Origin of the sequence: Azorhizobium sp. AG788 (assembly GCF_004364705.1) — a bacterium.
Lineage (GTDB): Bacteria > Pseudomonadota > Alphaproteobacteria > Rhizobiales > Xanthobacteraceae > Azorhizobium > Azorhizobium caulinodans.
The window spans coordinates 68,485-80,771 of record NZ_SOBM01000009.1; the positions used below are offsets into that span (position 1 = coordinate 68,485).

The window sequence follows — 12,287 nt, forward strand, 5'->3', positions numbered from 1 at the left end:
CGGAGCGGAACGCGCGACCCCGCAGAAATGGGCAGGGCCGAGGCCCCGCCCGCCCTCACTGAAGCGAGGATTCCCCGTCGCCGGGCATGCGCGCCAGCATCATCTGGGTGATGGCCACCAGCATCTCGGCGCGGGATTTCAGGTCGGCCGCTTCCAGCAGCGCCTGCTTCTCCAGCGTGCCATAAGGCGACATGACCGAGAGCGCATTCACCAGCGTCTCGGTGCCCGCCTGCTCGATGCCTTCCCAGTCGGCTTCCAGCTTGTTGGCCTCAAGGAAAGCGGCGAGCGCCCGCAGCAGCGCCGTGCGGTCCACCGCATCCTCGCCCGCGCTGGCGTCGAAGTCCTTGGCGAAGGGCTTCACGTCGATGCGGCACTGACGATAGGGCGTATCGACGTTCAGTTCTTCAACCACCTCGAAGCGGCAGATGCCGGTGAGGGTGATGAGATAACGCCCGTCGCCGCTCTCGCCGAACTGGGTGATGCGGCCGAGGCAGCCCACCTTGAACAGAGCAGGCCCGCGCTCGCCTTCCAGCTTGGCCTCGTCCGGCTGGATCATGCCGACCATGCGGTCGCCGGCCAGCACATCGTCGATCATCGCCAGATAGCGCGGCTCGAAGATGTTGAGGGGCAGTTCGGCCCGCGGCAGCAGCAGCGCCCCCGCCAGCGGGAATACGGGCACCACGGCCGGCGCATCCGCCGGCGCGATCAGGGGACGATGCTTGGCCACGGGTGTTCCTTCAGGCGAACAGGATCGCCGAGAGCTTGCGCCGCCCCGTGACGGTGAGCGGATCGGTCGGTCCCCACGCGTCGAAGAGCTGCACCAGCTGCTTGCGCGCGCCGTCCTCGTTCCAGGACCGGTCGCGCTTCACGATTTCCAGGAGATGCACCAGCGCATCCTCGCGCTTGCCGCCGGCGGCGAGCGCCAGCGCCAGATCGAAGCGCGCCTGATGGTTGGCGGGATCGGCGGCAACCGCCGCCTCCAGTTCCGCCGTCTCGCCGAGGTCGGCAGTCTGGCGGGCGAGTTCGATGGCCGCACGCGCGGAGGCGACGGCCGGATCGTTGGCCTTGTTGGCGGGAACGCCCGCGAGCGTCGCCTCGGCCTGCTCCAGATCGCCCAGCAGCACATGGGCGCGGGCGAGACCGGAGAGGGCTTTGAGATTGTCGGGCTCCTCGGCGAGGATCTGCGCGAAGGCATTGCCCGCGCCCACCGCATCGCCCTCGGCCAGCGCCTGCTCGGCGGCCTCAAGGATTTCCGCGATACCCGCATCCGCGCCCGTGAGGCGCTCGATGAAGTCGTTCACCTGCCCCTCGGGCAGCGCGCCCATGAAGCCGTCCACCGGCTGGCCGTTCACGAAGGCATAGACGGCGGGGATCGACTGGATGCCCAGCCGCTGGGCGATCGCCGGGTGATCGTCGATGTTCATCTTGGCAAGGAGCACCTTGCCCTTCTTGCTGCGCACAGCCTTCTCGATCACCGGGCCGAGTGTCTTGCAGGGGCCGCACCAGGGGGCCCAGAAGTCCACCAGCACCGGGCGCGTGCGCGATTCCTCGATCACGTCAGCCATGAAGGTCTGCGTGGTGGTGTCGATGACGAGGCCGTCACCGGCCCCCTGCGCCGCCGTCTGCGCGCCGCCCGCCTGATTGAAGAGCATCCTGTCGCCCTCGAAAAATAGCCCGCTGCCGGAAGCCTGCGGGTGTCCGCCCCATAGATGGGCGCTCTCCGGCGCAGCGCAATCACTGCATGCGGGCTTCTAGAGCATCGCGGGCAAAGTGGAAACCGCATGTGGCCGGACACACGCCGAGAGTGCAGCCAACTCCCCCACACCCGCCCCGCGCATCTGTGGATGGGGAGACGCGGCATCTTGCAGGGCCAGCCGAAGCGGGGGCAGGCTTTCATTGACGGGCACTCCAGCCACTGGCACACCGCCGAGCCATGAAGTTCAACCGCCTTCGGCTCGTGGGTTTCAAGACCTTCGTCGAGCCGACAGACCTCCTGATCGAACCCGGCCTCACCGGCGTCGTGGGGCCGAACGGGTGCGGCAAGTCGAACCTCGTGGAGGCGCTGCGCTGGGTGATGGGCGAAAGCTCGCACAAGGCGTTCCGTGCCAACGACATGGACGACGTGATCTTCTCCGGCACCACGGGCCGGCCGGCGCGCAACACCGCCGAGGTCGCGCTCCAGCTCGACAATGCCGAGCGCACCGCCCCCGCCGGCTTCAACGATCACGACCTCATCGAGGTGGTGCGCCGCATCGATCGCGGGCAGGGCTCGCATTATCGCATCAACGGCCGGGATGTGCGGGCGCGCGACGTGAACATGCTGTTCGCCGACGCCTCCACCGGCGCGCGCTCCCCCGCCCTGGTGCGGCAGGGGCAGATCGGCGAGATCGTCGGCGCCAAGCCCGCCGCCCGCCGCCGCATTCTGGAGGAAGCCGCTGGCGTCGCCGGCCTGCATGCCCGCCGGCACGAGGCGGAGACGCGGCTGAAGGCGGCCGAGACCAACCTGCTGCGCCTGGAAGACGTCATCACCCAGCTCGCCGGACAGGTGGAAGGCCTGCGCCGGCAGGCGCGGCAGGCGGTGCGCTATCGGGCGCTCGCCGCCGAGATCCGCAAATATGAGGCGACCCTACTCTGGCTGCGCTGGAGCGAGGTGACGCGCACGCTGGCGGACGCGGAGCGCACGCTGGAGGCGAGCGTCCGCGAGGCTGCCGAATGCACGCGCGCCCAGGCCGAAGCCGCGCGCCTTCAGGCCATCGCCGCCCATGCGCTTCCGGCCCTGAGACAGGCGGACACGGAAGCCGCCGCCGCCTTGCAGCGCCTCACGCTGGCGCGGGCGGAACTGGACAAGGAAGAAGAGCGCCTCGGAGCTCGGCGCCTCGATCTCGAACGCCGGCTCGTCCAGCTCACCCAGGATCTGGAGCGCGAGACGGCGCTCTCCGCCGATGCCGAAGGCGTGCTCGCCCGGCTCGAAGAGGAAGAGCTGACGCTGGCGGAGGAACAGGAAACCTCCGTGCTCGCCCGCGAGGAGGCGGAAGCCATCCTCGACACGGCGCAGGAGGCCATGGCGGCGGCGGAAGACGACCTCGACGCCAAGACCCGCGCCTATGCGGACGCGAGCGCCCGCCGCACCACCCTCGACCAGACCATCCGCGACATCCGCCAGCGCCTGCTGCGCACGGAGGCCGAGCGCGTTTCCGTCGAGGCGGAGGAGCGGCGGCTGAAGCTTGATGCCGGCACCTCGGACCTTGAAGCTAAGCGGCTGGAGGCGGATGCCGCCCGTGAGCGCCTCGCCTTCGCGGAAGAGGCCGCCACCGATGCGGAAGCCGCCCATCAGGCCGCTCGCCGCGCGCTGGAAGAGGTCCGCCCGGCCGTCGCCGAGGCGGAACGCAAGTTCGGGCGGCTCGACACCGAGGTGCGCACCCTCTCCAAGCTGCTGCAATCCTCAAGCGGCGCCTTTCCGCCCGTGGCGGACCTTCTCACCGTCACCAAGGGCTATGAGATGGCGCTGGGCGCCGCCCTCGGCGACGATCTCGATCTGCCCGTGGACCCCGCCGCCCCCGCCCGCTGGGCGGGCTCGCAGCCGCAGGTGGGCGATCCGACGCTACCGCCCGGCGCACGCCCGCTGGCGGACGAGGTGTCCGGCGCCCCGGCCCTGCTGCGGCGCCTCGGCCAGATCGGCATCGTGGAGCCTGTGGACGGGCCGCGCCTGCAGGCGCAGCTGAAGCCAGGCCAGCGCCTCGTCTCCAAGGCGGGCGACCTCTGGCGCTGGGACGGCGTGATCGCCGCGGCCGACGCCCCGACCGCCGCCGCGCGGCGCCTCGCCGAGCGCAACCGGCTTGCAGACCTGCAACTGGAAGCGGACCTCGCCCGCGAAGCGGTGGAAGAGGCGCGCGACATGCTCGCGCTGCGGGACGCCGATCTGCGCGCCGCCGCAGGCTTGGAGACGCAGGCCCGCGAAGCCCGGCGCACTGCCCAGCGGGCCGCCGAGATCGCCCGCGAGGCGGAAGCCAACGCCGAGCGCAAGGCGAGCGCCCATATCGCCCGCCTCTCCGCTCTGACCGAAGCGCGCGAGCGCCTCACAGCCGCCCGTGCGGAAGCGGAAGAGCGTCTGGCCGAGGCGGAAGCCTCCCTTGCCGAACTGGAGCAGCCGGCCCTCATCGACGCAACGCTGGCCGCCGCACGAGGTGTGGTGGCGCAGGCGCGCGGCGCCGTGGCGGAGGCAAAAGCCCGGCTCGACGGCTTCGAGCGCGAGCGCTCGCAGCGGCTCCGCCGGCTGGAGGCCATCGCCAGCGAACGCCGCTCCTGGACCAGCCGCGCGGGGGGCGCGGGCGAGCGCCTCGCCGCCATCGCCGCCCGCAAGGCGGAGACGGAGACGGAACTCGCGACCACGGAAGAGATGCCGGCGCAGTTCCTGTTCCAGCGCCGCACGCTCCTCGGCAAGATCGAGGCGGCGGACGAAGCCCGCCGGGCCGCCGCAGATAAACTTGTGGAAGGCGAGAGCGCGCTCGCCGCCGCCGACCGGGCCGCGCGGGCCGCGCTGGAGGCCATGTCCGCCGCCCGCGAGGAGACCGCCCGCGCCGAAGCCCGGCTCGACGCCGCCCGCCAGCGGCGCGACGACGTGCAGCGGGAAATCACCGAAGCGCTCGACGGCCCGCCCGAATCCGCCCGCGAACATGCGGAACTTGTGGATGACGGGCGTCAGCCGGACATTTCCGCCATCGAGATCGCGCTGGAACGGGCCAAGCGCGAGCGGGAGCGTCTCGGTGCCGTGAATCTGCGGGCCGAGATCGAGTTGACGGAGACCGAGACCCAGCACGACACGCTGGTGCGCGAGCGGGACGAGCTGAACGAAGCCATCCGCCGCCTGCGCGGGGCCATCGCCAGCCTCAATCGCGAGGCGCGCGAACGGCTTCAGGCCTCCTTCGCCGTGGTGGACGGTCATTTCCGCAAGCTGTTCGACACGCTCTTCGGCGGCGGCGAGGCACAACTGGTGCTGACCGATGCGGACGATCCGCTGGAAGCCGGGCTCGACATCATCGCCAAGCCGCCCGGCAAGAAGCCCCAGAGCCTGTCGCTGCTCTCGGGCGGGGAGCAGGCGCTCACCGCCATGGCGCTGATCTTCGCCGTCTTCCTCACAAATCCAGCGCCCATCTGCGTTCTCGACGAGGTGGACGCGCCGCTGGACGACTCGAATGTCGAGCGTTTCTGTACGCTCATGGACGAAATGACGCGCCTCACGGACACGCGCTTCCTCGTCATCACCCACAACCCGATCAGCATGGCGCACATGGACCGTCTGTTCGGTGTGACCATGGCGGAACGAGGGGTCTCGCGCCTCGTTTCGGTGGACCTGCAAAGCGCCGAACGGTTACGCGAGGTGAGTTAATGCGGTGCACCCATGTGGGGTATTTCCGTTTTTTCTCTTTACTTACATAGACTTATTTCGGCAACCGCCGTTCTTGACACTCATTTTTGCCGCAACTATGGTGCCGCGCGGTTTCGGCGGGCCGGGATCGCTCAGCGTTTTCTTGGCCCCCACGTCTGAAACCGGAGCTGTGCACCATGACAGATCCATCGGAAGCTCCCGGACGGAAGCCTGATGGAACGCCTCAGGAGCAGGGTTCCGGCGCTTCGGACGCCGGGCTTTCCGATCGGCTTCAGCGGCTCAATGCCGCGCTTGACAAGGCGCGGCCTAGAGACCAATCGCAACCGGCGGGATCGCGGCGGGATGCTTCCACCTCTTCGGGAATGGCCATGGCCTTCCGGCTGGGGACGGAGTTCGTATCGGGTGTCCTGGTCGGAGCCTTGGTGGGCTGGGGTCTGGACAAGGTGCTGGGCATCGCACCGTGGGGAATCATTCTCCTCACCCTGGTCGGGTTCGGGGCGGGCGTTCTGAACATGATGCGCGCGGCGGGGGAGACCCCATCGCGCAAGAGGCCGAAGGCCTGACGGCACTGCCGCCAGCCTGCGACTTCGACTGGTGCGTCCGGCCATCTGGCCGGACTTCTGCGGCGCAAGCCGCTGTGAATGACGCGGCCCTGACCGGCCGCAGGAGACAGGGGCCGTCGGATGACCGTTGATCCGATTCACCAGTTCGAGATCCAGCGCTATGTCGAGCTGCTGCGGGTCAGTGGCGTCACCGTTTCCTTCACCAATTCCGCCGCCTTCATGGTCGGCATCGTGGCCCTCATCTTCTTCTTCCTGACCTATGCCACGCGCGGGCGCACCCTTGTGCCGGGCCGCATGCAGTCGGTCGCCGAGATGGGCTACGAGTTCATCGCCAAGATGGTGCGCGAATCCGCCGGCACCGAAGGCATGGTCTTCTTCCCGCTGGTGTTCTCGCTGTTCGTCTTCGTGTTCGTGGCGAACGTGATCGGCCTCGTGCCCTACACCTTCACGATCACCGCCCACATCGTCGTCACCGCCGCTTTGGCGCTGCTGGTGATCGGCACCGTGGTGATCTACGGCTTCTACAAGCACGGCACCCACTTTCTGCACCTCTTCGTGCCGTCGGGCGTGCCGGCCTTCCTGCTGCCGTTCATCGTCCTCATCGAGGTCATCTCCTTCCTGTCCCGCCCGATCAGCCTGTCGCTGCGTCTGTTCGCCAACATGCTGGCCGGCCACATCGCCCTGAAGGTGTTCGCCTTCTTCGTGGTGGGCCTCGGGTCCGCGGGCTTCCTCGGCTGGCTCGGCGCCACGCTGCCCTTCTTCATGATCGTGGCCCTGACCGCGCTCGAACTGCTGGTGGCCATCCTTCAGGCCTACGTGTTCGCCGTGCTCACCTCGATCTACCTCAACGATGCGGTCCACCCGGGACACTGATCGTCCCACCCGCACGGCCAACCAACGACGTTTCTCAAGGAGCAGATCAATGGAAGCGGAAGCTGCAAAGTTCATCGGCGCCGGTCTCGCCTGCCTCGGCATGGGCCTCGCCGGCATCGGCGTCGGTAACATCTTCGGCAACTTCCTGTCTGGCGCGCTGCGCAACCCGTCGGCTGCCGACGGCCAGTTCGCCCGCGCGTTCATCGGCGCGGCGCTCGCGGAAGGTCTCGGCATCTTCTCGCTCGTCGTCGCCCTCATCCTGCTCTTCGTCGCCTGATCATTGATCCCGCGACCGGCCTTCGGGGTCCGCCCCGGGGCCGGCGCAGCAATGGCGTGTGATGACAAGGACAAGGCAGGCGGGCGAGCCATGAACAAGACATGGAAGCTGGCTGCGGTCGCGGCATTCCTGGGAACGGCCACCCTGGCCCTCCCGGCTGTCGCCGGCAGCCTCGATTCTGCATCGGTTTCCGGCCGGCCGGCACCGATGGTGGTCGCCCAGGCGGGCGCCCCGGCCCACCCGCCGGCCGCGCATGGCGCGGAAGCCGGCCATGGCGAAGCCGCCGGCGGCGAGCACGGGGGCTTTCCGCCCTTCAAGCCGCAGCACTTCGCCTCGCAGCTGATCTGGCTCATCGTCAGCTTCGGCGCGCTCTATTTCCTCATGAGCCGCGTGACGCTGCCGCGCATCGGCCGGATCCTGGAAGAGCGGCATGACCGCATCGCCAAGGATCTGGAAGAAGCCCGCCTGCGTCAGGCCGAGAGCGAGGCGGCCCAGGCCGCTTACGAGAAGGCGCTCACCGAAGCGCGCGGCAAGGCCAACGCCATTGCCGGCGAGGCCCGGGCCCGGCTTGCTGCCGAGACCGACGCCAACCGCAAGTCGCTGGAAGAGAACCTCAACGCCAAGCTGGCCGACGCCGAGCGTCGCATCGCCAGCACCAAGGCGACGGCCCTCTCCCACGTGCGCGGAATTGCGGTGGACACCACCGGCGCAATCGTGACCGCCCTGATCGGCACCCCCGCCGGCAATCAGGACGTGGAATCCGCGGTAGACGCGGCTCTGGCGGCAAAGTCCGCCTGAGACCTGAACGCAAGACCTGCGGCCGGGCGGTTTTCCGGACGGCCGCATTCCCCTTTCGAGGGGCTCGTTTCAAGACCGATTGAATTCAGGCACAGGCGATCGAGGACTCTGCCATGAGCGATATGGAACTGGCTGAACTTTGGGTCGCCGTAGCCTTCTTCGTGTTTGTCGGCATCCTGCTCTATAACGGCGTGCACAAGGCTCTCGCGAAGGCGCTGGACGCCCGCGGCGCCCGCATCGCCGCCGAGCTCGACGAAGCCCGCCGCCTCAAGGAAGAGGCGCAGAAGCTCGTCGCGGAATACAAGCGCAAGCAGCGCGAGGCGGAAGCCGAGGCGGAAGCCATCGTGACCGCCGCCAAGGCCGAAGCCGAGCGTCTCGCCGCCGAAACCAAGGCGAAGCTCGAGGAGTTCGTCTCCCGCCGCACCCGCATGGCCGAGGACAAGATCGCGCAGGCCGAACACCAGGCACTCGCCGACGTGAAGGCCTTTGCCGCCGACGCCGCCGTGCAGGCCGCCGAGCGCATCCTCGCCGCTTCCGTGCCCGGCACGGCCACCGGCGACCGCCTGCTCGGCCAGGCCATCCAGGACGTGCGCGGCAAGCTGAACTGACCGCGCGCACCGGCGGGGTCTTGAAAGGGCCATGCCCTTCGGCAAAGCTGGTGCATGCTGCGCTTTCGTCCCACCCTCCCCGCCCCTGCTCCGCGCGATGCGGAGGCGATCGGTGTGACTTCGGCTCTTCCATCATCGAACCCCGTCGGACGCTTGCGCCGGGCGGGGTTTTTGCTGTGTGGCCTGCTCGTCGCCGCCGCTGCCGGCCTTTCGCCGCGACCGGCCACCGCACAGCTCTTCGACGGGCTCTTCCCGCCGCGTCCGCCTGCCGGTGTGCCGGCGCCCTCGCGCAGCGCGCCGAACTGGCGCCCTCCGGCCCAGCCCCAGCAGCCGACCTTCTTCGGAATCCCCCTCGGTCCGCCGCCCCAGGCGGTGCAGCCGCCGCCGGTCCGTCAGGCCGCTCCGACGCCCCCGCCCGATCCGCAGGGCACCGTCTATGTGAGCGCGGCCGAGGCCATGCAGGGCCGGCGCCAGCCGCCGAGCCGATTCGTTCTGGTGATCGGCGACTGGTACGGCCGGCAGGTGGCCGAGGGCCTCGCCGATCTCTACGTGGGCGAACGCACCAGCCCTGCCGTCGTGGCCATCACGGCCGACCCCAGCGGCTTCCAGACGGCGCCGGTGGACTGGGTGAATCGCCTGCCGGGCGCCATCGATGCCGGAAAGCCGGACGCCATCGTGCTGGCGCTGGGGGTGGAGGATCTGGAACCGATTCGGGAGGGCGAGACGGACGTCCAGCCCCTCACGGACCGTTGGGCGGAACTCTACGGCAAGAGGGTGGACGACGTGCTCGCCGCTGCGCGGGGGCCGCAAGGGCGCCGGGTGATTCTGCTCGGCCTGCCCCCGGTGCAGTCGGCCCCGGAATCGCAGGAATATGAGCGCCTGAACGACCTGCTGCGCACCCATGCCGCCCGCAGCGGGGCCGTTTATGTGAATGTCTGGGACGGCTTCGTGGACGAGGACGGCAAATACACGGCCTCCGGTCCCGCCGTGGACGGCCAGCGCCGGCGCCTGCGCCAGGCGGACGGCGAACGCTTCACCCGCGCCGGCGGACGCAAGCTCGCCTTCTTCGTGCAGAAGGAACTGACGCGCCTGCTGGCGGAGCCCGGTCCGGCGGCCAACGCGCCCGCTGCCGATGGCTCACAGCCCATCTCGCTCAATGACGGCCCACGCGGGGGCGCAAGCCTTGCCGGCGGTCCGCCTCCTGTCGGTCGCGGTGCCGCCAACATCCTCCCCGCCAGTGCGCCCGGAAGCGAGGCGCTGAAGGCCCTGTCGGACGGCAGCCCGATCGCGGCCCGGACGGGGCGGACGGACGATTTCTCCTGGCCGCCCAAGACGCAACCGGGTTCGGGCGACGCGCAGGATGCGCGCTGACCGCAGCCCCACCGGCACGGCACCCCACACGTGAAAACGCCCCGGCGAAGACCGGGGCGCAGAGGACTGTCTCAGATCAGGAGATGAACCGAGGGAGGGTCACCCCTCCCCCGAGATTCAGGCCGCGCGGGGCGCCTCCACCTCGGCGGGATCCGCCTTCGCCTCGATGGTCTGAGGCTGGGCGACGCCGGTGGTGATGGGAATGAGGCGGGGTTTCTTCGCCTCAGGAATGTTGCGCACGAGATCCACGTGCAGCAGGCCATTCTCAAGGCTCGCGCCCTTCACTTCCACATGGTCCGCGAGTTGGAATCGGCGCTCGAAGGCACGGGCGGCAATGCCGCGATACAGCACCTGCGAAGCTTCGCCGCCGGCCTGCGCCGCCTTCTCGCCGCGCAGCGAGAGGGTATTTTCCTTCACCTCGATGGAGAGTTCCTCGGGAGTGAAGCCCGCCACGGCCACCGTCACGCGATAGGCATTCTCGCCGGTGCGCTCGATGTTGTAGGGCGGATAGGTCGGGGCGCCGCCTTCCACATTGCCAGCGGAATCCAGCAGGGAGAACAGGCGGTCGAAGCCGACCGTGTTGCGGTAGAGGGGAGAGAGATCGAACGTACGCATAGGTCACATCCTCCTTGAAGCGATGCGGTATCGTCATCGGATGGAGGGCCCGCCAGTCTGGCCGGGCCGTCCGTGCCGTCCGTCTGGCCCGGCACGCCCTCGATCTGGGAATGCCCCCTGCCCGCGTCAAGTCCCCCGCAAGCGGCGCGCCTCCGAAGATGAATGCAAACTGAATGGCATGCTCGGCCGGCATTCAGCGGACGTGGTTAAAAGTGCGCGCCTGGACGGTGGAATGTCGCATCCGCCCGTCCGGCGGAGCAGAAGAATGCCAAGAACGCCCGCAAGGTTGGGCCTGGTGATCATGCTGGCGGTCGGCGCCGCAACAGCTCAGGCAGAGAGCATCTCGGCAGGAGCGAAGGTTCTGGCTTCCCCTGTTCTCCCCGCTCCCGATCTGGAGATCACCGGCAGCCTGCCGGTTTCCGCACCGGAGATGGGCGATGCCCCCTCTGTTCGCGTCCGGCCCCACGGCGCGTTCGCGCCCTACCTGTCCAATCCCCCCGACATCGGCATCTCCCTCGACGCGACGGCCGTCATGCAGAGTCTGGAGGCACGTGGCTTCAGCGGCGTCAGCCGTCCTGTGCTGCGCGGCCGCACCTATGTGTGCGAGGCCACCGGCCCCCGGCGGGAGCGTGTGCGCCTGATGGTGGATGCGGGCACCGGCGTCATCGTCGGCCTCACGGTGATCGGCTTCGACAGCAGCCGCGATTAGGCCTTGCCGCGTGGCGCATGACCCGGGCCGTTGTCGGCCGCGCGACGGCGGTGTATCGCTGGGTCGGGTGCCCTTCGGGCGCCGGAAAGACAGACCGGACGGCGGCGCGCCGGCCTGGTCGGCCACCGGGTGCCTCGGCGCATGAGCCTTTATCCCATCCCGTCGAATCCCGTTCCTGAGGGTGCCGTAACCGGCGTCTTCACCACCGCGGACGGGCGGAGCCTGCGTTTTGCCCGCTGGCGTCCGGAAGGCGCCCAGGGCACCGTGGCGCTCTTTCCGGGGCGGGCGGAGTTCATCGAGAAATATTTCGAGGTCGTGCGCGAACTGCTGGAGCGGCGGTTCGCGGTCGCCATCTTCGACTGGCGCGGACAGGGCGGCTCCCAGCGGCTCCTGCGCAATCCCCGCAAGGGCCATGTGCGCCGCTTCAGCGACTACCAGCTGGATCTGGACGCCTTCGGCCGGCAGGTGCTGCTGCCGGACTGCCCGGCGCCCCATTATGCGCTGGCCCATTCCATGGGCGGCACCATCCTCCTGCAGGCGGTGCTGGACGGGCGGCGCTGGTTCGACCGCGTGGTGCTCTCGGCCCCCATGCTCGACATTGCGATGGTGCCCTATCCCCGCGCGACCCACGCGACGGCGCGGTTCCTGCGCGGCCTTGGGCTCGGGCGCGCCTTCGTGCCGGGGGGTGGTTCGGCCATCGTCACCAACCAGCCCTTCGAGGGCAATCTGGTCACGTCCGATCCGGAGCGCTATGCGCGCGCGGCCGCCGTGACGGCGAAGACGCCGGACCTCGGCCTCGGCTCACCCACCATCGGCTGGCTCGCCGGCGCCTATGACGCCATGGAGATGCTGCGCCAGCCGGAGGCCCTGCGGGAAATCCGCCAGCCGCTGCTGGTGGTGGCGGCCGGCGCGGAGCGCATCGTCAGCAATGCCGCCATCGAGCACGTGGCCTCCCGGCTCATCGCAGGGGCCTATGTGACGGTGCCGGCGGCCCGGCACGAGATCCTGATGGAGCGGGACATCTTCCGCGCCCAGTTCTGGGCCGCCTTCGACGCCTTCATCCCCGGCTCGTCGCCCTTCTGAGAGC

The 12,287-nt window shown here is 69.4% G+C and carries 12 protein-coding genes; 9 read left to right on the forward strand and 3 right to left on the reverse strand.

The annotated features are described in order from the left end of the window. Positions 1-55 precede the first annotated feature (55 nt). Together DFO45_RS21605 and trxA are read right to left on the reverse strand one after the other, a co-directional pair. Positions 56-727 carry an LON peptidase substrate-binding domain-containing protein gene (locus tag DFO45_RS21605; protein ID WP_133866490.1) on the reverse strand — a complete coding sequence of 224 codons (672 nt, stop codon included), beginning with the start codon at positions 725-727 and terminating at the stop codon, positions 56-58. Between the two features lie 10 nt (positions 728-737). Further along, the gene (gene trxA / locus DFO45_RS21610; protein WP_012172777.1) at positions 738-1,652 is read right to left on the reverse strand and encodes a thioredoxin; all 915 of its coding nucleotides are present in this window, start codon (positions 1,650-1,652) and stop codon (positions 738-740) included. A gap of 281 nt (positions 1,653-1,933) precedes the next feature. On the opposite strand from trxA, the gene DFO45_RS21615 reads away from it, so the two are divergent. The 7 genes from DFO45_RS21615 (at position 1,934) to DFO45_RS21645 (ending at position 9,876) form a co-directional block, all read left to right on the forward strand. Beyond that, complete coding sequence (locus tag DFO45_RS21615) at positions 1,934-5,386, forward strand: AAA family ATPase (protein WP_133866491.1); 3,453 nt, start codon at positions 1,934-1,936, stop codon at positions 5,384-5,386. 368 nt (positions 5,387-5,754) lie between these two features. Continuing rightward, positions 5,755-5,949, forward strand: coding sequence for an AtpZ/AtpI family protein (locus tag DFO45_RS25305; RefSeq protein WP_244421754.1), 195 nt, complete (start codon positions 5,755-5,757; stop codon positions 5,947-5,949). Positions 5,950-6,069: 120 nt separating this feature from the next. Next, positions 6,070-6,822 carry a F0F1 ATP synthase subunit A gene (locus DFO45_RS21625; protein ID WP_012172780.1) on the forward strand — a complete coding sequence of 251 codons (753 nt, stop codon included), beginning with the start codon at positions 6,070-6,072 and terminating at the stop codon, positions 6,820-6,822. Positions 6,823-6,871: 49 nt separating this feature from the next. Continuing rightward, a complete protein-coding gene (locus DFO45_RS21630) occupies positions 6,872-7,099 on the forward strand; it encodes a F0F1 ATP synthase subunit C (protein ID WP_012172781.1) in 228 nt (75 codons plus the stop codon). Positions 7,100-7,189: 90 nt separating this feature from the next. Continuing rightward, positions 7,190-7,897, forward strand: coding sequence for a F0F1 ATP synthase subunit B (locus tag DFO45_RS21635; RefSeq protein ID WP_245518219.1), 708 nt, complete (start codon positions 7,190-7,192; stop codon positions 7,895-7,897). Between the two features lie 122 nt (positions 7,898-8,019). Continuing rightward, positions 8,020-8,505, forward strand: a complete 486-nt coding sequence (locus DFO45_RS21640; protein ID WP_043879724.1) for an ATP F0F1 synthase subunit B — start codon at positions 8,020-8,022, stop codon at positions 8,503-8,505. Between the two features lie 171 nt (positions 8,506-8,676). Beyond that, complete coding sequence (locus tag DFO45_RS21645) at positions 8,677-9,876, forward strand: GDSL-type esterase/lipase family protein (RefSeq protein WP_166657217.1); 1,200 nt, start codon at positions 8,677-8,679, stop codon at positions 9,874-9,876. Positions 9,877-9,993: 117 nt separating this feature from the next. Here the strand turns inward: DFO45_RS21645 and DFO45_RS21650 are convergent, their stop codons facing one another. Next, a complete protein-coding gene (locus DFO45_RS21650; RefSeq protein ID WP_133866493.1) occupies positions 9,994-10,491 on the reverse strand; it encodes an Hsp20 family protein in 498 nt (165 codons plus the stop codon). Positions 10,492-10,756: 265 nt separating this feature from the next. Here DFO45_RS21650 and DFO45_RS21655 point away from each other — a divergent pair, with 265 nt between their 5' ends. Next, positions 10,757-11,200, forward strand: coding sequence for a hypothetical protein (locus DFO45_RS21655; RefSeq protein ID WP_133866494.1), 444 nt, complete (start codon positions 10,757-10,759; stop codon positions 11,198-11,200). A gap of 141 nt (positions 11,201-11,341) precedes the next feature. Further along, a complete protein-coding gene (locus DFO45_RS21660; RefSeq protein WP_012172787.1) occupies positions 11,342-12,283 on the forward strand; it encodes an alpha/beta hydrolase in 942 nt (313 codons plus the stop codon). Positions 12,284-12,287 lie beyond the last annotated feature (4 nt).